This is a genomic window from Paenibacillus guangzhouensis, from assembly GCF_009363075.1.
GTDB classification, from domain to species: domain Bacteria; phylum Bacillota; class Bacilli; order Paenibacillales; family Paenibacillaceae; genus Paenibacillus_K; species Paenibacillus_K guangzhouensis.
Genome location: NZ_CP045293.1, coordinates 5,188,791 through 5,207,500, shown reverse-complemented (window position 1 = coordinate 5,207,500; position 18,710 = coordinate 5,188,791). Strand labels below are relative to the sequence as shown.

Genomic DNA, 18,710 nt, shown 5'->3' with positions numbered 1-18,710 from the left:
AAGAGCCGTAGCCGCAGCGAAAGCGAGTCTGAATAGGGCGACATAGTACGTGGACGTAGACCCGAAACCGTGTGATCTACCCCTGTCCAGGGTGAAGGTGCGGTAACACGCACTGGAGGCCCGAACCCACGCATGTTGAAAAATGCGGGGATGAGGTGGGGGTAGCGGAGAAATTCCAATCGAACTCGGAGATAGCTGGTTCTCCCCGAAATAGCTTTAGGGCTAGCCTCGGTGTCAAGAGTCGTGGAGGTAGAGCACTGATTGGGTGCGGGGCCCGCCAAGGGTTACCAAGCTCAGTCAAACTCCGAATGCCATAGACTTATAACCGGGAGTCAGACAGTGAGTGCTAAGATCCATTGTCAAAAGGGAAACAGCCCAGACCATCAGCTAAGGTCCCCAAGTGTGTGTTAAGTGGGAAAGGATGTGGAGTTGCACAGACAACCAGGATGTTGGCTTAGAAGCAGCCATCATTTAAAGAGTGCGTAATAGCTCACTGGTCGAGTGACTCTGCGCCGAAAATGTAACGGGGCTAAACACACCACCGAAGCTATGGCTTGCAACTATGTTGCAGGGGTAGGGGAGCGTTGTATGTAGGTTGAAGGTGTACCGTAAGGAGCGCTGGACAGCATACAAGTGAGAATGCCGGTATGAGTAACGAAAAGACAAGTGAGAATCTTGTCCGCCGAAAGCCTAAGGGTTCCTGAGGAAGGTTCGTCCGCTCAGGGTAAGTCGGGACCTAAGGCGAGGCCGAAAGGCGTAGTCGAAGGACAACAGGTTGAAATTCCTGTACCACCGTAAGCCGTTATGAGCGATGGGGTGACGCAGTAGGGTAGTGACGCGAGCTGATGGATGCTCGTCCAAGCAGTGAGGCTGATGTGTAGGCAAATCCGCACATCGATAAGGCTGGGCTGTGATGGGGAGGGAAAATTATAGTACCGAAGGTCATGATCTCACACTGCCAAGAAAAGCCTCTAGCCAGGTGATGGTGCCCGTACCGCAAACCGACACAGGTAGGCGAGAAGAGAATTCTAAGGCGCGCGGAAGAACTCTCGTTAAGGAACTCGGCAAAATGACCCCGTAACTTCGGGAGAAGGGGTGCCCCGGTAGTGTGAATAGCACGAGGGGGCCGCAGTGAAAAGGCCCAAGCGACTGTTTAGCAAAAACACAGGTCTGTGCGAAGCCGTAAGGCGAAGTATACGGGCTGACGCCTGCCCGGTGCTGGAAGGTTAAGGGGAGTGGTTAGGGAGCAATCCCGAAGCTGTGAACCGAAGCCCCAGTAAACGGCGGCCGTAACTATAACGGTCCTAAGGTAGCGAAATTCCTTGTCAGGTAAATTCTGACCCGCACGAATGGCGTAACGACTTGGGCGCTGTCTCAACGAGAGATCCGGTGAAATTTTAATACCTGTGAAGATGCAGGTTACCCGCGACAAGACGGAAAGACCCCATGGAGCTTTACTGCAGCTTGATATTGGACTTTGGTACGATCTGTACAGGATAGGTGGGAGCCTAAGAAGCCTGAGCGCCAGCTTAGGTGGAGGCGCCGTTGGGATACCACCCTGATCGTATCGGAGTTCTAACCTAGGACCGTGATCCGGTTCGGGGACAGTGTCAGGTGGGCAGTTTGACTGGGGCGGTCGCCTCCTAAAGAGTAACGGAGGCGCCCCAAGGTTCCCTCAGAATGGTTGGAAATCATTCGAAGAGTGCAAAGGCATAAGGGAGCTTGACTGCGAGACATACAGGTCGAGCAGGGACGAAAGTCGGGCTTAGTGATCCGGTGGTACCGCATGGAAGGGCCATCGCTCAACGGATAAAAGCTACCCTGGGGATAACAGGCTTATCTCCCCCAAGAGTCCACATCGACGGGGAGGTTTGGCACCTCGATGTCGGCTCATCGCATCCTGGGGCTGAAGTAGGTCCCAAGGGTTGGGCTGTTCGCCCATTAAAGCGGTACGCGAGCTGGGTTCAGAACGTCGTGAGACAGTTCGGTCCCTATCTGTCGTGGGCGTAGGAAATTTGAGAGGAGCTGTCCTTAGTACGAGAGGACCGGGATGGACGTACCGCTGGTGTACCAGTTGTTCCGCCAGGAGCACCGCTGGGTAGCCAAGTACGGACGGGATAAGCGCTGAAAGCATCTAAGCGTGAAGCCCCCCTCAAGATGAGATTTCCCAATTAGTAAGACCCCTTGAAGACGACGAGGTTGATAGGTTGGAGGTGGAAGCGCAGCAATGTGTGGAGCTGACCAATACTAATCGGTCGAGGGCTTATCCTAAACATAAAACGCAAATTATCTCGTATCTAGTTTTCAGGGAGCAAAAAGCTTAAGTGCTTGATATTCCTGATATCCTTACGATATCTCAGTTGGAGAGATACCCAAGTGGCTATAAGGGGACCCTCTGCTAAGGGGTTAGACTGCGTAAGTGGTGCGAGGGTTCGAATCCCTCTCTCTCCGCCATTGTACAAGCTTCCTAAATGAGATATAATAAGTATTAATGTGGCGGTGTAGCTCAGCTGGCTAGAGCGTACGGTTCATACCCGTGAGGTCGGGGGTTCGATTCCCTTCGCCGCTACCAATTTTATACGGAGGCTTAGCTCAGCTGGGAGAGCATCTGCCTTACAAGCAGAGGGTCAGCGGTTCGATCCCGTTAGCCTCCACCATCATTATCATCTTATATATGCCGTTGTAGCTCAACTGGTAGAGCAACTGACTTGTAATCAGTAGGTTGGGGGTTCAAGTCCTCTCGACGGCACCATCAATATAATCGCATATGGAGCTGTGGTGTAGAGGCCTAACATGCCTGCCTGTCACGCAGGAGACCGCGGGTTCGAATCCCGTCAGCTCCGCCATTATATTACCTAAAGTGGAGAGACTAACATCTCCTACACTTTATTTTTTTGCTCAAAATCGCATTATGGCTCGGTAGCTCAGTTGGTAGAGCAGAGGACTGAAAATCCTCGTGTCGGCGGTTCGATTCCGTCCCGAGCCACCATTTGATTCCTGACATAAGCTGCGTACTCATGGGAATCATAATTGAATAGCATGGAGGCTTAGTGAAGTGGCTAAACACGGCAGACTGTAAATCTGCTCTCTCCGAGTTCGGTGGTTCGAATCCATCAGCCTCCACCATTTCTTATTTCTTAATAAGAGCCATTAGCTCAGTTGGTAGAGCACCTGACTTTTAATCAGGGTGTCGAAGGTTCGAGTCCTTCATGGCTCACCAGTTTTTTAACTACATCACGTACATTCAACGCTTCAGGTCATTTGACTTGAAGCGTTTTTTGCATGCTTTTATAGGAATCAGGGGAGACTACCAGCACGTAGCCTTGTCTAATTCTGGGGGGATCAGCGATCCGATATATTCTTGCTCTTGTCATTAGTTTTGGTATTGTTGCAGCTGTTGTGCCCATTGTGCGTCAGATCGCGATCCGTATGAAATTTGTCGATCGCCCAACGAAGCGTAAGATTCATGATAATCCGATTCCGCTGATGGGTGGGATTGCGATCTATATTGGATATATGATAACACTACTCCTTATGCGGGGGTTCGATGCTTTATCACTGTCGATCACGATCGGCGGGACGTTGTTGGTAATCATCGGGCTAGTTGATGATGGCTTCAAAGCACATGGACGGGAATTCCCTGTATGGCCGAGATTAATCGTCTATTTGCTGACGGCGACCATCCCGCTATGGTTCCATATTCAAATTACCGGCATTCGTGACTTCCAAGAAGGGATGTGGATGTTCCCGAGCTGGTTCGTCTATATATCGACTGTGCTGTGGGTCTTCTCCATGACGAATATGATGAATTTCATCGATGGTGTCGATGGGTTGGCTGCAGGCGTAGCCTCGATTTCCTCTTTAACACTATGTGTCGTTGCACTTATCAAAGGTGATGCAGAGACAGCGATAGCAACGATAGCACTATGCGGCGTATGTTTAGGCTTTCTGATTTATAATTTCTACCCCGCCAAAATCTTTATGGGTGATGCGGGTGCGACGTTTCTCGGCTACACGCTAGCCGTCATTGCAGTGAATGGATCATTCAAGAGCACAGCATTCGTTACGATTCTTATTCCGATGTTAGCTTTAGGCTTTCCGATCCTCGATACGATCATTGTATTCTCCAGACGTCTCAAAGAAGGTAAGGGACTCCACCGTGCTGATAAATTACATACACACCACGCATTGATGCGTTGGGGGTTAACACAGCCGCAGGTCGTATCCTTTATATACCTGGTCACGGTACTGTTCGGCCTGCTGTCGATTGTCGTGATGTTATCGATGCCATGATGCAGCAGGTAAATTGAAGGAGGAACTATTTAATATGTATCGCATATTTCGGTTGCCATGGCTCATCTTGGTCATGGTCACCTTGGTATTGGGGAGTTCTACCGTTCATGCGGACGAAGGTAAGGTGAACGGAAGGGAACGAGATACGAACACATTCTCTCAGATTGCATGGGCGCAAAGAGCTAAAGCATCTCACCACACGCCAATCAGGCCTTCGAGCCTTGCCACAGCTGCGATGATGACGGATATTTTTCACAAGTTAGATGTTCAAATGCCGAGGGAGTTTGAAGGACTATTCGAGTTAGGGACACCGATCGCAAGAGTTGCAACAGCGTGGCTGCCCGGTGACTTGATGTATTATGGAGACTTCGATCGAAATAGACGTCAGCAGATGTGGGTTGGCATTGTCGTAGATTCGAATCATATCGCTTACGCAGGGCCAGAGTAATCGGTTATCTATCGTTCAATGAAAGAAGTGAACCGACAATATGATCTCCTTCGTGTTAGACGTATCTTGTCGCCTGCGGATCGAACGCGCTTTTCCTTGATTCTACGCGCAGGCAGCTATATTGGTGTGCCGTATGTGTTAGGAGCGCGATATGGGCAGACAGACACGTTTGACTGCTCATCTTTTATCAAGACAATCTATGCGCAGGAAGGCTTTTCTTTGCCGCGTGTGTCTAGACAACAGGCCAAGGTGGGGGAGCGCGTCTCTTTGCAAGAGTTACGTGTCGGGGATCTGATGTTCTTCACCGGTAGACAGTCTAGACGACAAATCGCACACGTCGCGATGTACGCGGGCAATGGGATGATGATTCATACCTATGGCAGAGGCGGCGTTCGCTACACGGCAATCCATCACCCGATCTGGAAGCAGCGCTTCGTCATGGCTCGCCGCGTCGTGAAATGATTCGATTGGTTATGTTACAATAGTAACGAATAAGCAATGAATGATTCGGGTAGAGGCGGTTGGGCGAATGACGGATATGGCAACAAAGACCAGATTAGAGAAGTTGTTGGGCGTAACATGTTCAGTAGTATCATGCTCCGAAACCGAGTGGCGAACGATGCAAGAATCAGCCGATGTCATGAATGGGCAGGCGCTAAGTATTGAACTGGATGGGAAAGTATATTTTCGTTGGCATCAGAAGAGCGGTTCGGATGTCGAATTGTTAACTGTCGAATCCAATCAACTGACAGGAGCGGAACGCGCGCTTATCGAGTGGGTTCTACAATCTTCCGGGCTCACGCAAAAAGAAGGCATGCATAAAGCGGGGAATAGCGAAGAACAGCGAGCGAATCAGCTCAGTCAGTGGATCCATGAAAAACTAGGTGGACAATATACAGCTGCACAAGACGAGGAACTGCCAGACAGTATCGGGTTAAAAAGTCGATTGCTGCCTTCCATGATTCCATTCTTGCTCGTATCGGATCACCCACAGCATACGCATACAACTTATTCGGAGCTTTATAAGCTGCTGAAGTCGTATTTTGGCGGGGAAGTGTACTTAATTCCATTAGAAGAGAAAGAATGGCTTATCCTGTGTGCGGAAGAGCTCCTGGCTTCAGCGGAGGATCGAGAAGGAGACAGTGCCGAGAAGCCTGAAGAAGCGCTGGCTCTGTTCTGCGAAGGGCTATATGAGCTATTGTCGAATGAATGGCTTGGGGAATGCCATCTGGCTGTATCCTATCCGATGGTGCCTGCGCATACTCTACTCTCGACCGTAGGGCTGTTACGAGAGACGATGTATCTCGGACGAGCCTTCCACGTCACGTCGAATATCCATCTGCCATGGATGCTGCATATGGAGCGATTAATCAATAGCATCCCGGATGGGGTGCGCAGGCAATTTATCGATCGGGTACTCTCCCGCAGCGACGTGTTCTTAGATCCAGAGACGCTGACAACATTAGAAGCATTCTTCTCACTGGACTGCAATGTAAGCGATACGGCCAAGAAATTATACATTCATCGGAATACGCTGTTATATCGGCTTGATAAGATCAAACAAGAGACGGGGCTTGACGTTCGAACGTTCGGCGATGCGGTTCTTGTGAAGTTGATTCTCTTATTGTATAAAGTGACGAAAAGGAAGTAGTATTTTTGTGAAGTATGTGTATAGTCATCCGCTGGGACATGAGATAAGATAAATGTATAAAATAAATCTCTGTGTAGGGGGAATAACCAATGGCAGGCGTAAAATTAGAGCACATCTACAAAAAATATGCAGGTTCCGATAAAGCGACAGTAATCGATGTTAACTTAGACATTCAAGATAAAGAATTCTTAGTACTTGTTGGTCCGTCCGGTTGTGGTAAATCAACAACACTTCGTATGATCGCAGGTTTGGAGGAAATCTCTGAAGGTAAATTGTATATTGGAGATCGTGTCGTTAATGATGTAGCGCCTAAAGATCGCGATATCGCGATGGTATTCCAATCCTATGCATTGTATCCACATATGAACGTGTATCAGAACATGGCGTTTGGTTTGAAGCTTCGTAAGTTCAAAAAAGACGACATCGACAAGCGTGTTCGCGAAGCAGCGAAAATCCTTGATATCGAGCACTTGCTAGATCGTAAACCAAAAGCACTCTCTGGTGGTCAACGTCAGCGTGTTGCCTTGGGCCGTGCGATCGTTCGTGAGCCGCAAGTATTCTTGATGGATGAGCCGCTCTCCAACTTGGACGCGAAACTTCGTGGACAAATGCGTGCGGAAATCTCCAAATTGGCTAAGCGTCTAGAGACAACTGTTATCTACGTAACGCATGACCAAATCGAGGCTATGACAATGGGTGATCGTATCGTCGTTATGAAAGACGGAATCATCCAACAAGCAGCTTCCCCAGACGTATTGTATAACCACCCTACGAACATCTTCGTAGCTGGATTTATTGGCGCTCCAACAATGAACTTCATCGAAGGCGATTTGACTGAGCAAGGTGGAGCAGTTCGTTTCAGAGCAACTGGACTTGATGTTGAAGTGCCTGCTGGTAAAGCACAAGCACTTAAAGATAAAGGCTTTATCGGTAAAAAAGTTATTCTTGGTGTTCGTCCTGAGGACATTCATGAAGAGCCAGTATTCTTGGAAGCATCGCCTAACAGCATCTTCAACGCACACGTTGAAGTATCCGAGAACTTGGGTCACGAAATGTTGCTTTACTTGAACGGCGTAGGTAAAGACAGCGTTATCGCTCGTGTAGACGGACGCTCGAACACGAAAGAAGGCCAAAACGTGAAGCTTGCGATTGACATGAACAAAGTTCATGTATTCGACAAAGACAGCGAGCTAAACGTATTCCAATACGAAGCATAAGCGCGTATAAGCTTATAATCAAAAACCGTCCTCTTGCAGGGCGGTTTTTTTCATAATAGGTTATCTAGGCCCCATATATGGCGCAATAGAATTTGATTTCAATGCCAAGATCAGATACGATAATGACATCGGAGATAAGGAGAGGAAGATATGTCCAAGAAGGTAAAAGTTTCAGAATTGGTCGAACAATTCAACTTAGAGGTTCTTGCAGGTGAAGCAGGATTAAAACACATTATTAAGGTCGATGATCTATATCGCCCAGGTCTTGAAATGGCGGGTTACTTCGAATATCATCCCGTCGATCGCGTGCAAATTCTAGGGAAGACGGAACTGGCTTTCTTCCAAATGCTATCCCCTGAGGAGCGGAAGAATCGCATTGAACAGTTTGGTTCGGAAGAGACGCCGTGTATTGTTGTAACGAGAAATTTGGAAGTGCCGCAAGAGTTTATTGATATGGCAAATCAGAAGAATATAGCATTGTTGCGCAGTCCGGTTGCGACGACGACGCTCTCAAGCCGGATTACAGGTTTTCTAGAGAAGCGCCTCGCGCCAACGACAACGATTCATGGGGTACTCGTAGATGTATACGGCGTAGGAATGCTCATTACCGGTAGCAGCGGTATTGGTAAGAGTGAGACAGCGCTAGAACTCGTGAAGCGCGGTCATCGCCTTGTTGCCGATGATGCGGTAGAAATTCGTCAGACCTCCGATTTCCAATTGCACGCGACAGCACCGGAATTGATTCGCCACTTACTTGAAATTCGCGGGATAGGGATCATCAATGTGATGACATTGTTCGGAGCCGGTGCGGTGCGTAATAACAAGCGAATTAGTGTGGTCATCAAGCTAGAAGCTTGGCAGCAGGACAAGCAATATGACCGTCTGGGGCTCGATGAGGAGAAGACACGAATTATCGATACCGATATCCCACTCGTGACAATCCCTGTTCGCCCAGGTCGGAACTTAGCTGTTATTATTGAAGTGGCTGCAATGAACTATCGCCTGAAGCGGATGGGTTATAACGCTGCGTTGCAATTTACGAATAAGCTGACGGAGACGATCTCGGAAGATACGGACGATTTGGATTAAGATTTACGATATGGACTGAAGTAGGAGTGTGAGTTATGCAGTATTTGTTATTGAACCCGATCGCTTTTTCCATCGGACCGATTGCTGTGCATTGGTATGGCATCATCCTTGGAACGGCGGCATTAGTGGGTCTATTGCTTGCGATTCGCGAAGGTAAGCGATTCGGCATTCCGCAAGATTTCTTCATGGACCTTCTATTGCTCGGTGTACCATCAGCCATAATTGGCGCGCGGATCTATTATGTGGCATTTAAATGGGATGAATATAAGGATAATCTTCTAGATATATTCAAGATTTGGAACGGTGGGATTGCGATTTATGGTGCACTCATCGGTGCGATTATCTGTGCAGTCATCCTCGTCCGTAAGAAGGGATATTCTTTCTGGCGAATTGCTGATATTTGCGCACCTTCCCTGCTTGCTGGGCAGATGATTGGCCGCTGGGGGAACTTCGTGAACCAGGAGGCGTACGGCGGTCCTGTATCGGAGTCTTTCCTTCGGAACACGCTGCATTTGCCTGATTTTATCGTCAATCAGATGTATGTGCAAGAGGCTTCAGGCATGGTCTACCACCATCCGACCTTCTTGTATGAATCGGTGTGGAACCTAATCGGGATTCTGCTCTTGTTCGTGCTGCGCCGTCAATCGTTCTTGCGCGCTGGGGAATTATTCATGTCTTATTTCATCTGGTACTCGGTCGGTCGTTTCTTCGTGGAAGGTTTGCGTACAGATAGTCTTGCATTCCTCGGACCGGATTGGCTTGCTTCCTTCGTCGGATTCTTCTGGGCGCCAATGGAGCTCTTATTCGAACCAGGACACCTCGATCCGTCCTACGGTAACGTGCGAATCTCGCAATTGCTCGCGATTATCATTATTGTCGCAGCGATCATTCTCATCGTTGTGCGTCGTGTCAAAGGCTATGCGAATGCACGTTATATAGATCCAATTGTGAATACGAAAAGCGCTGCTGTGCAAGAAATTGCAGCGACAATCCCATCAACAGGACCTGCAGAACCTGTGAATCGCACCCAACAACAAGAGGATGGCTCAGCTGATGAGTCGTCAGACAAGAAGGAGCCTACGTTGTGATTGAAACGGTATTATTTGATTTAGATGGAACGATTATAGATACGAACGATTTAATTATTGAGACTTTTCTCTATGTACTCAAAGAGCATACACCGCCAACGTTTAATCGTGAGCAGATTATTCCCTACATGGGACAGACGTTAGAGAGCCAGATGCGTCAGTTCACAGGGCAAGAGGACGTTACGCCATTCGTGGATGCTTATCGGAAGTACAATCGTGAACGCCACGATGAATTGGTTCGCGAGTTCCCCTACGTGCTCGAAGTGATTGAGAATCTCCATCGTCATGGAGTGAAGCTGGGTGTCGTTACGACGAAGGTTCGGGAGACGACGGAACGGGCTCTGAAGATGTTCGACCTCCTCCCTTATTTGGGTACTGTTGTTACCGTTCTCGATGTACAGAATCCGAAGCCGCACCCTGAGCCGGTGTTACTGGCCATAGAGCAGCTAGGCGCAAACCCAGCAACGACATTGATGGTGGGGGATAGCCCTGCAGACATCCAGGCTGCGAATGCGGCAGGAGCTGTTTCTGTAGCTGTCAGTTGGTCCTTGAAAGGTGAAGCGGCGCTTGCGCCTTATGAGCCGAAGCATGTTATTCATGACATGCGGGATTTATATGCCTTAGTCGGATTGGAGCAGGATCGCGTGTGAGGAATGTTGAGCGATATCCCGTCGAAGGATCGAATGCGCTCTGGCAAATTTACCGCACAGTCAGTCCATGGAAGGGCGTCAAAAATTTTATTAGCATTCAAATGGCAAGATATTGCCCTCATTTACCTTTGAAGAACTGGATTTACCGGCGAATGCTCGGGATGAAAATTGGCAAAGATACGGCATTCGGCTTGATGGTCATGGTGGATGTGTTCTTTCCTGAACGGATCTCCATCGGTGATAACTCGATTATCGGGTATAATACGACGATTTTGGCCCATGAGTATCTGATCAAGGAGTATCGTCTTGGTGATGTATTGATTGGATCCAACGTCATGATCGGAGCGAACTCCACGATATTACCCGGTGTAACAATAGGCGACAATGCAGTCGTGGCGGCAGGTTCAGTTGTTCACAAAGATGTCGCGGCGGGCCAATTCGTCGGCGGGAATCCGATGCAGGTCATTTCCCCCAAATAAACCCAATATTGAAGTCAAAATACCTACGGATAAACTGTAGGTATTTTTTTCATGTAAATGAATGACGTATTGCAGAAAACATGGTAATTTAATGAAGCAGGAAAAATAAGTATTGGAATATGCATGTATAGATGTCTGGGGAGGCATTAAGTAATGAAGTGGAAAATGGGGCTGTTGGGAGCAGTCATGTTGTTGATGATCGAGCTGCTCAGTAGTGGAGGACAACGAGCGGTGGCGAGGCCAAATGCAGTATCGAATGGCGTGTATTACAAGGACAAAGTCTTGGTTCTGATGTATCATGAAATATCGGCTAATCCGAAAATTAAATCGATTATCTCACCGCAATTATTCAAGGATCAACTCGAAGCTATCGTCAATCATGGATTTAATGTGATCTCCATGGATGATTATGTGGCATTTATGTTAGAACATAAATCAGTACCGAATAATGCAGTATTGCTAACGTTCGACGATGGATATGAGAGCTTCTATACAGAAGTCTACCCTATTCTGAAAAAGATGCGGTTAACGGCGACCAACTTCATTATTGTCTCATCTATCGATAATCCGAAGCATGTCGGGCGTCCGAAATTGTCGTGGGAGCAAATGAAAGAGATGAAAGCAGGCGGGATGAGCTTCTTCAACCATACGTTCGATTCTCATCAGTATGGCCCTTATAATGCGAAGGGGGATATGAAGCCGGTGATGTCCAAACGTCTGTACTTGAAAGACCTCAAGCGTATTGAGACCAAAGAGGAATTTACGCTGCGTGTTACGAAGGATTTGGCTTCATCCGAGCGGATGCTTCGTGAGAAGCTTGGCAATACGTACGGGGTGTTGGCTTTTCCGTATGGCGCTTATCGGCCTGAGGTGATTCAAGTGGCGAAGCAGACGGATATCCCGCTTATGTTCACGGTCAATGCAGGAATTAATACACGCGCGGATCGCATTGGATATCGCGTGAATGCAGGGAACCAGAAGATGAATCCAACGAAATTGATTCAATTGATGAAACATCAGGGAAGACGGAAGGATATTCGACCGTTAACACCTTATTCGATGATGGTCACCGTATAGTCTTCAACTCAAGAATATGTATCCTATCACTTAAGCCCATCGGCTATCATGGTTGAACATGAAGCTGATGGGCCTTGTTGTATCTCCTAGAGAGAGGTGTGTGATTCACGCTGCTGCTTGAACTGGGATATTCGTATGGTTGTGTTCTGGATTAGAATCTGGATGCCGTGGAGGATTAGTCCGATGATGCAGCCAGTAACCATTGCGATGATGCTGCGACTGATCGATGTCAGCAAGGGGGTGTAGATGTGCATTATGGCGTTCATCATCGCTATTTGTCCGATCATAGCAGGAATGAATAGTATATAGTGTGATCTTTTCCTAAGTATCCCATAGGAAGCAAGTATAAATAAGGGGTGTCCCACGAGCCATTCATTGGGATGAAGAAAGGTAAGGATTCCAGATTCTCTCCCAATTGGCCCTAGTTCGTTCCCCAATATTGGTGATATCGGTAAGAGAACGAAGATCGTAACACCAAAGGCGGTGATGATCAGACTGAATTTGAACCACCACTTGGGCGATTGTTCCATGGAATCATGGCTTGGAGTGGTTGGGTGTTGGTGACGTTGAAGCAAAAGATAGATGCCCACGAGCAAGATAGTTACAATGAGCTGCAATCGAACTCCTTGGAAACGTACGACCTCGGTCAAATAATTCATATCATGCCAGAAGCTGATCATGAATATGGCGCCGATTAAAGTGATAAGTCCGCACAAGAGAAAGGCGAAAATCACTTGGATGAGCTGTTGAAGCGGATAGGATATGAGACTGGATCTCGTATATGGATTTCTAGCCGACCAACGTTCAAGCCGTTCAATAGCTAGAATCATGCCTAACGTAGGGGCTGCAACGATACCAAGAAGGGCATAGCTGTTCTCGAGCCATACCGTATATGAGCTATCCAAGAGCCATGCACTGAAGCATGTTAATGAGAGAAGAAGGACGAACCAATAAGATGAGGATGCTCGGGTCAATTTGTATGCGGTTAGCATGGTTAGCAGTGTGATGCCGAATATAGCTACCATGCGATGTATTGCAAATCCATCATTCACATCCAGACTTGCTAGCGGAACGGCTAACCCAGCTGTATAGTGGGGCGCTACAGCCTCTAAGGTATTCTCAATAATGCGGGTGAGGTGAAGCATCCCAAAGGCATCAGTGACGATATCTGTCCTCGTAATCGGAAGCGTGATCATCTGGAGGGCGCAATTCGTCACCTCGTCTGCGAGCTGTGAGGCTGCTTGTTTGACAGGCAAGTATTGCAAGTGCTGTGGATCCACCGTCATGTCACGAATCAACTGGAACCCCGATTGTTTGGCTAATTGCTTGGCTCCTTGCTGAGTTCTATCGAAGTTGAAATACATACCGTAAGCTTTCATTGTGTCGGCCATCCATTTCGTCTGCAGCGGATAACCGATCGCTTGATCACCTTTAAAGACGAGGTGATGAATATCCATTGTATTTAAGATCTCGAACTGTCGCTGCATGAAGGTCTCATCGTGGTAAATAGCGGTGTTCGTATATTGTACGGCGATTTCGACAGGAAAGCGTTTCTGAATATATTGAATTTGGGTCCAATCGATCCCGAGTGGTTGTGATGCAATTTGTTTGGAGCTCCCACGGACGATGTAGATGGGATCACCGTTATCCAACTCGATTTTGCGAAGCTTATCTTTAAAAGCGTCTTCGAGCATTTGCTCGTAATAATTCGCTTCGCTAAGCGAAGGTTGATTCAACTGGATGACTGAACTGCTCTTTGTGAGATATTTGAGATACATTTGCTCTTGATTCAAGCTGTTTGCGAGATCATCCCCAGCCGAGAATGTAAGTTTTTGCCTGGATTGCAGCTGTTCCAGCGTCGTATCTTGAACGATAAACGTCGTTACGCCGGCCTGAATGAATTTCTTCATCCATTGCTCCTGGTTATGCTCGGTATAAATACTGTCCTGTGCTGATAGAGGGTGATAGGGAATCGCAATCTCCAATGGTTTGTACGAATGTTCATATCGTACGCGCTCGATGCAAGTCGGTATGGAGATGAGTAACATCAGGGCGATAAGGACTGAGCACCATTTGTGCCAAGTGTTCATAGAATCCTCCAGAAGGGATAGGGTGCAAGGAGCGTGGACAAGGTGTCAATTTGTTACATTTATTATAACCATTTTTATCCATACGTAAATAGTTGAAATTGTGACATGATGGGACGAATACGGTTAATTCTGGTAAAATAAATAGAAGGAAGAATGGGTTGTTGGTGATTGACGTTGGGTATGGAACGTGTTAACATGATCAATAATCTTTAATTTGGTAGCATACTACCATGGTAGCACATTACTTTACTAAAGCATTATTCGAGGTGGATGGAATGTCAAAACCTAAAGTTTTCGAAAAACCAGTAGGTGTCAAAGATTATCTACCGCATGCGGTATCCAAACTGCGCACGATCGAGCGAAATGTGCTGGATTGCATGGGCCGCTGGGGCTATCGGCAAATTTTGACGCCAACGATTGAATATTACGATACTGTCGGTGTGGCGAGTGCTACATCGGATCATAAGCTGTTCAAGCTGTTGAATAATCGAGGTACTGCGCTCGTATTGCGTTCGGATATGACAGCCCCCATTGCGCGTGTTGTCTCATCTCTATTAAAGGATGAAGCTTTTCCCATTCGGCTCTCGTACCACTCCAATGTGTTCCGGACGATTGAGGAGGAAGCGGGACGTGAAGCGGAATTTTTCCAGACGGGTGTTGAGCTTGTCGGGGACGCTACGGCTGAAGCGGATGCAGAAGTTGTGGCGCTGGCAATTGCCTCACTTCAGGCAGCGGGTGTCTCTCAGTTTAAGTTCGCTATGGGACATGTCGGTTTCTTAAACGGCCTATTCGAAGAGGTCCTGCATGATCGCAAGGAGGATCAAGAAGCGCTGAAGCTCTGTTTGCTAAGCCGTGATTATGTTGGATACCGGGAGCGGATTCGTGAGTGGGGACTTGATGCGTCGGAACAGCAGATATTAGAAGGGATTCTACGGTTACGTGGCGGCAAAGAGATATGCGAGCAAGCATTGCAGCTAAGCAGCGAACAACAGACCAGAGCTTCGATTGAACATTTGCATATGGTATGGGAAGCATTGGAGGCCTACGGGGTCAGTCAACATGTTCTATTGGATCTGACGATGATCGGGGATTTCTCTTATTATACGGGGATGACTTTCGAAGGTTATGCCTTAGAGCTTGGTTCTCCTGTCTGCAGCGGTGGCCGCTATGACAATCTGCTGCAGCAATTCGGCCGTCCGGCACCGGCTACAGGGTTCGCATTGAAGACGACGCGAATACTGGATGTCGTAGGAGATGAAGAGCAAGATCAGCAGGCAATCATTACGTTATCATATACAGCACAAACGCGTGCACAAGTGTTCCGGGAGGCACGAACTTTACGTGAGGCCGGAAATTGTGTTGTTACGAGATATGTAGAGGGGGATGTCTGATGCGAGATACGTTAAAAGTGGCGATGCCCAAAGGGCGAATCTATAAGCAGGCGTCTGCTCTATTTCGTGAAGCGGGACTGCCGATCTCAACGGATTTCGATGATACGCGCAAACTAATCATCGAGCTGCCGGAAGCGAATATGGAGTTCATCATGGCAAAGCCGGTCGATGTGCCGACCTATGTTGAATATGGGGTTGCGGATATTGGTATCGTGGGTAAAGACGTCCTTATGGAGGAGAATAAAGACGTCTACGAGCTGCTCGATCTTGGGATTGCGCCATGCCGGATGTCTGTCATTGGGTTACCGGATTGGAAGCCGGTCATTCATCCGCGCGTAGCGACCAAATATCCGAATGTTGCCTCACAATATTTCCGTGAACTTGGGCAGCAAGTGGATGTCATTAAATTGAACGGATCCATCGAGCTTGCGCCATTAATCGGACTCGCCGATCGGATTGTTGATATGGTAGAGACGGGGCAGACGCTTCGCGATAATGGATTGGTGGAGATGGAACAAATCTTTAGTATTACAAGTCGATTGATTGCGAACCGGGTCAGCTACCGGATGAAGAATGATGCGATCCAGGGACTCTGTGATCAACTGCAGAGAGTCATCCCGAATGTATCGAAATAAATCGGATAAATGATTAGATAGACGGATTAGGATAGAAATGTGGGGAAGGTGGATGTTCATGCGTATAGTACCTGCAAGTGAATTCTCTCTGCAGCGAGAAGTGGAATATGGAACGCCAGAGCAGAATCAGAGCGTCAAAAAGATTGTAGAGCACGTGAAGCAAGAAGGAGATGCTGCACTGCTGCGTTATACGGCGGAACATGACCGTGTTCAGCTGCAGTCCTCTCAGCTCCGTGTAACCGAGGAAGAGATTCAAGCCGCCTATAGTCAGGTTGAAGATTCGTTCGTGACAGCGATTCGTAAAGCAGCCGATAATATTCGTGTCTATCACGAAAAACAAAAACGGACATCCTGGTTCGATCTGCAGCCGGATGGAACCATGCTCGGCCAGATTATTCGACCGCTCCGCCGCGTTGGAGTGTACGTGCCTGGCGGGAAAGCGGCTTATCCTTCGTCTGTACTCATGAACGTCATTCCTGCGCAAGTCGCAGGTGTACCTGAGATCGTGATGGTGACTCCACCGGCTACAGGCGGCAAGGAAGGGATCGACCCGTACATACTGGTCGCAGCTGCAGAAGCGGGCGTGAAGGAGCTCTATCGTGTTGGAGGCGCACAAGCGATTGCTGCATTGGCCTATGGGACGGAGACGATTGCGCCAGTCGATAAAATCTGCGGGCCAGGCAATATTTATGTTGCGCTCGCGAAGCGCGAGGTGTATGGCGCAGTCGATATTGACAGCATGGCAGGTCCAAGCGAAATCGCCGTCCTCGCTGACGATTCAGCGAATGCGTCTTATGTCGCAGCGGACTTACTCTCTCAAGCGGAGCATGATGAGATGGCCTCCGCGATCTTGGTAACAACCTCGATGGCGAACGCGGAAGCCGTAGCGAGCGAGGTCTCGCGGCAAGTGGCTGAGCTCCCGCGACGCTCTATTGCTCAAGCCTCGATCGATCAATATGGAGCGATAATCGTCGTGGATTCCATTGAAGAGGGAATCCAAGTGATCAATCGAATGGCACCGGAGCATCTGGAAGTGATGGTCGAAGAACCAATGCGATATCTCGGATTGATTGAGAACGCCGGGGCCATATTCCTTGGACCGTACAGTTCGGAACCTGTCGGCGATTATCTGGCCGGACCGAATCATATCATTCCGACGAATGGGACGGCTAGATACTCATCACCGGTGGATGTCGATGACTTCATTAAGAAATCGAGTCTTATTCATTATAGCAAGGAAGCCTTGCTCGCCAATGGCGCAACCATTATGGAGCTGGCACGGCATGAGGGCCTGGAAGGGCATGCGAGAGCGATACAAATTCGGCTAGAAAAGGAAGGGAATTCACAATGACAGACGCAGTGAACGAACAACGTGCAGGACGCGCAGCGAGTGTGGCGCGCAAGACGAACGAGACGGATATTCAATTAGCCTTTGATATCGACGGTACGGGCATTTCTGAAATCGAGACCGATGTGCCGTTCTTGAACCATATGCTTGATCTGTTCACGAAGCATGGACAATTCAATCTGAATGTTGTTGCGCGTGGCGACGTCGACATTGATGATCACCATACGGTTGAGGATATCGGCATTTGCCTCGGGCAGACGATCCAAGAAGCGCTTGGCGACAAAAAAGGAATCAAACGTTACGCATCGGTCTTCGTACCGATGGACGAAGCGCTTGCGCAAGTGGTGATTGACCTGAGCAACCGTCCACATTTCGAATATCGCGCGCAGTATCCGTCGCAGCAGGTCGGAAGTTTCTCGACGGAGCTTGTCCATGAGTTCCTGTGGAAGCTTGCGCTTGAAGCGCGGATGACGCTGCACGTCATCGTTCACTATGGACAGAACACGCATCATATGATTGAAGCGATCTTCAAAGCGTTGGGACGTGCCCTCGATGAAGCGACTAGCATTGATCCGCGCGTGCAGGGGGTTCCTTCGACGAAAGGAGTGCTATAAGCATGGCAACCATCGCGATTGTTGATTACGGCATGGGCAACCTGCATAGCGTTGCCAAAGCCGTGGAGCGCCTCGGCAGTGAGGCGCTCGTCACCAGCGACGCGGCCGCCATCCTCGCGGCGGACGCGGTGATCCTGCCCGGCGTCGGCGCGTTCGGCGACGCTATGGCTTGCCTGCGCGACACCGGCCTCGGCGCGGTGGTCGCGCAAGCGGCGGCAAATGCCAAGCCACTGCTCGGCATTTGCCTGGGCATGCAGCTGCTCTTCACGCGCAGCGAAGAGTACGGCGACCACGAGGGCCTCGGGCTGCTGCCCGGCCGCGTGGTGCGGTTCCAAGGAGGCACATACAAGGTGCCGCATATGGGTTGGAACCGGCTGCAGGTGCAGCAGCCGGCGAGCCCGCTGTTCACTGGCCTCGAAGAAGGCCATGTGTACTTCGTGCACTCGTACCATGTGCAGCCGGAGCAAGCATCCGACCTGCTCGCGACCACCTCGTATGGCGGTGGTCCGGTAACAGCGATCGTCGGCCGCGGCAATGTGTACGGCATGCAGTTCCATCCCGAGAAGAGCGGCGAGTTCGGCATGCAGCTGCTAAGCAATTTCTTGAAGCTAGCGGCAGGTACGGTACAAGTATAATCTCA

At 48.9% G+C, this 18,710-nt stretch carries 16 protein-coding genes, 8 tRNA genes and 1 rRNA gene (1 of these 25 only partly in view); 24 read left to right on the top strand and 1 reads right to left on the bottom strand.

Going from position 1 to position 18,710, the window contains the following annotated elements; all coding sequences use genetic code 11:
• The 19 genes from GCU39_RS23425 to GCU39_RS23335 form a co-directional block, all read left to right on the top strand.
• Positions 1-2,271 (top strand): 23S ribosomal RNA (locus tag GCU39_RS23425) (it extends 659 nt beyond the left edge of the window).
• A 91-nt stretch (positions 2,272-2,362) separates the two neighbouring features.
• Positions 2,363-2,454: transfer RNA gene (locus GCU39_RS23420), tRNA-Ser, on the top strand.
• Between the two features lie 41 nt (positions 2,455-2,495).
• Positions 2,496-2,572, top strand: a tRNA-Met gene (locus GCU39_RS23415).
• Positions 2,573-2,581: 9 nt separating this feature from the next.
• Positions 2,582-2,657: transfer RNA gene (locus GCU39_RS23410), tRNA-Val, on the top strand.
• Between the two features lie 19 nt (positions 2,658-2,676).
• Positions 2,677-2,752 (top strand) — tRNA-Thr (locus tag GCU39_RS23405).
• A 17-nt stretch (positions 2,753-2,769) separates the two neighbouring features.
• A tRNA-Asp gene (locus GCU39_RS23400) sits at positions 2,770-2,846 on the top strand.
• Between the two features lie 67 nt (positions 2,847-2,913).
• Positions 2,914-2,989: transfer RNA gene (locus tag GCU39_RS23395), tRNA-Phe, on the top strand.
• Positions 2,990-3,041: 52 nt separating this feature from the next.
• Positions 3,042-3,126 (top strand) — tRNA-Tyr (locus GCU39_RS23390).
• 18 nt (positions 3,127-3,144) lie between these two features.
• Positions 3,145-3,220, top strand: a tRNA-Lys gene (locus tag GCU39_RS23385).
• A 209-nt stretch (positions 3,221-3,429) separates the two neighbouring features.
• A complete protein-coding gene (locus GCU39_RS23380; protein ID WP_321575604.1) occupies positions 3,430-4,293 on the top strand; it encodes an MraY family glycosyltransferase in 864 nt (287 codons plus the stop codon).
• Between the two features lie 34 nt (positions 4,294-4,327).
• A complete protein-coding gene (locus GCU39_RS23375) occupies positions 4,328-4,741 on the top strand; it encodes a hypothetical protein (RefSeq protein ID WP_152395675.1) in 414 nt (137 codons plus the stop codon).
• 18 nt (positions 4,742-4,759) lie between these two features.
• Positions 4,760-5,203, top strand: a complete 444-nt coding sequence (locus GCU39_RS23370; RefSeq protein WP_152395674.1) for a C40 family peptidase — start codon at positions 4,760-4,762, stop codon at positions 5,201-5,203.
• A gap of 40 nt (positions 5,204-5,243) precedes the next feature.
• Positions 5,244-6,392 (top strand): PucR family transcriptional regulator, encoded by a 1,149-nt coding sequence (locus GCU39_RS23365; RefSeq protein WP_152395673.1) that lies wholly within the window; start codon positions 5,244-5,246, stop codon positions 6,390-6,392.
• An 89-nt stretch (positions 6,393-6,481) separates the two neighbouring features.
• On the top strand, positions 6,482-7,609 hold the full coding sequence (locus GCU39_RS23360; protein ID WP_152395672.1) for an ABC transporter ATP-binding protein: 1,128 nt from the start codon (positions 6,482-6,484) through the stop codon (positions 7,607-7,609).
• 150 nt (positions 7,610-7,759) lie between these two features.
• Positions 7,760-8,698, top strand: coding sequence for an HPr(Ser) kinase/phosphatase (gene hprK / locus GCU39_RS23355; RefSeq protein WP_152395671.1), 939 nt, complete (start codon positions 7,760-7,762; stop codon positions 8,696-8,698).
• Between the two features lie 35 nt (positions 8,699-8,733).
• Positions 8,734-9,786, top strand: coding sequence for a prolipoprotein diacylglyceryl transferase (gene lgt, locus GCU39_RS23350; RefSeq protein ID WP_152395670.1), 1,053 nt, complete (start codon positions 8,734-8,736; stop codon positions 9,784-9,786).
• A complete protein-coding gene (gene ppaX, locus GCU39_RS23345) occupies positions 9,783-10,436 on the top strand; it encodes a pyrophosphatase PpaX (protein WP_152395669.1) in 654 nt (217 codons plus the stop codon). Before lgt ends, ppaX begins: the two co-directional genes overlap by 4 nt.
• Positions 10,433-10,915 carry an acyltransferase gene (locus GCU39_RS23340; RefSeq protein WP_152395668.1) on the top strand — a complete coding sequence of 161 codons (483 nt, stop codon included), beginning with the start codon at positions 10,433-10,435 and terminating at the stop codon, positions 10,913-10,915. The genes ppaX and GCU39_RS23340 overlap by 4 nt, the downstream gene beginning before the upstream one ends.
• A 153-nt stretch (positions 10,916-11,068) precedes the next feature.
• Positions 11,069-11,992, top strand: a complete 924-nt coding sequence (locus GCU39_RS23335; RefSeq protein ID WP_152395667.1) for a polysaccharide deacetylase family protein — start codon at positions 11,069-11,071, stop codon at positions 11,990-11,992.
• A gap of 86 nt (positions 11,993-12,078) precedes the next feature.
• On the opposite strand, the gene GCU39_RS23330 is transcribed toward GCU39_RS23335, so the two are convergent.
• Positions 12,079-14,082, bottom strand: a complete 2,004-nt coding sequence (locus tag GCU39_RS23330) for a DUF5693 family protein (protein WP_152395666.1) — start codon at positions 14,080-14,082, stop codon at positions 12,079-12,081.
• 275 nt (positions 14,083-14,357) lie between these two features.
• Here GCU39_RS23330 and GCU39_RS23325 point away from each other — a divergent pair, with 275 nt between their 5' ends.
• From GCU39_RS23325 to hisH, 5 genes are read left to right on the top strand one after another with little or no spacing between them, the layout of a single operon-like run.
• On the top strand, positions 14,358-15,473 hold the full coding sequence (locus tag GCU39_RS23325; protein WP_152395665.1) for an ATP phosphoribosyltransferase regulatory subunit: 1,116 nt from the start codon (positions 14,358-14,360) through the stop codon (positions 15,471-15,473).
• Complete coding sequence (gene hisG / locus GCU39_RS23320; protein ID WP_152395664.1) at positions 15,473-16,108, top strand: ATP phosphoribosyltransferase; 636 nt, start codon at positions 15,473-15,475, stop codon at positions 16,106-16,108. Before GCU39_RS23325 ends, hisG begins: the two co-directional genes overlap by 1 nt.
• A gap of 58 nt (positions 16,109-16,166) precedes the next feature.
• A complete protein-coding gene (hisD, locus tag GCU39_RS23315; RefSeq protein WP_152395663.1) occupies positions 16,167-17,459 on the top strand; it encodes a histidinol dehydrogenase in 1,293 nt (430 codons plus the stop codon).
• On the top strand, positions 17,456-18,070 hold the full coding sequence (hisB, locus tag GCU39_RS23310; protein WP_152395662.1) for an imidazoleglycerol-phosphate dehydratase HisB: 615 nt from the start codon (positions 17,456-17,458) through the stop codon (positions 18,068-18,070). The genes hisD and hisB overlap by 4 nt, the downstream gene beginning before the upstream one ends.
• A gap of 2 nt (positions 18,071-18,072) precedes the next feature.
• A complete protein-coding gene (gene hisH / locus GCU39_RS23305) occupies positions 18,073-18,705 on the top strand; it encodes an imidazole glycerol phosphate synthase subunit HisH (RefSeq protein WP_152395661.1) in 633 nt (210 codons plus the stop codon).
• Positions 18,706-18,710: the final 5 nt, after the last annotated feature.

What these genes read in the sequence shown, in the direction of transcription:
- GCU39_RS23335 (WP_152395667.1), top strand. Translation starts at nt 11,069, where the DNA reads ATGAAGTGGAAAATGGGGCTGTTGGGAGCAGTCATGTTGTTGATGATC.
- hisH (WP_152395661.1), top strand. Translation starts at nt 18,073, where the DNA reads ATGGCAACCATCGCGATTGTTGATTACGGCATGGGCAACCTGCATAGC.
- hisB (WP_152395662.1), top strand. Translation starts at nt 17,456, where the DNA reads ATGACAGACGCAGTGAACGAACAACGTGCAGGACGCGCAGCGAGTGTG.
- hisG (WP_152395664.1), top strand. Translation starts at nt 15,473, where the DNA reads ATGCGAGATACGTTAAAAGTGGCGATGCCCAAAGGGCGAATCTATAAG.
- GCU39_RS23360 (WP_152395672.1), top strand. Translation starts at nt 6,482, where the DNA reads ATGGCAGGCGTAAAATTAGAGCACATCTACAAAAAATATGCAGGTTCC.
- GCU39_RS23325 (WP_152395665.1), top strand. Translation starts at nt 14,358, where the DNA reads ATGTCAAAACCTAAAGTTTTCGAAAAACCAGTAGGTGTCAAAGATTAT.
- GCU39_RS23370 (WP_152395674.1), top strand. Translation starts at nt 4,760, where the DNA reads ATGAAAGAAGTGAACCGACAATATGATCTCCTTCGTGTTAGACGTATC.
- hisD (WP_152395663.1), top strand. Translation starts at nt 16,167, where the DNA reads ATGCGTATAGTACCTGCAAGTGAATTCTCTCTGCAGCGAGAAGTGGAA.
- hprK (WP_152395671.1), top strand. Translation starts at nt 7,760, where the DNA reads ATGTCCAAGAAGGTAAAAGTTTCAGAATTGGTCGAACAATTCAACTTA.
- GCU39_RS23380 (WP_321575604.1), top strand. Translation starts at nt 3,430, where the DNA reads ATGAAATTTGTCGATCGCCCAACGAAGCGTAAGATTCATGATAATCCG.
- GCU39_RS23365 (WP_152395673.1), top strand. Translation starts at nt 5,244, where the DNA reads ATGATTCGGGTAGAGGCGGTTGGGCGAATGACGGATATGGCAACAAAG.
- GCU39_RS23375 (WP_152395675.1), top strand. Translation starts at nt 4,328, where the DNA reads ATGTATCGCATATTTCGGTTGCCATGGCTCATCTTGGTCATGGTCACC.
- GCU39_RS23330 (WP_152395666.1), bottom strand. Translation starts at nt 14,082, where the DNA reads ATGAACACTTGGCACAAATGGTGCTCAGTCCTTATCGCCCTGATGTTA.
- lgt (WP_152395670.1), top strand. Translation starts at nt 8,734, where the DNA reads ATGCAGTATTTGTTATTGAACCCGATCGCTTTTTCCATCGGACCGATT.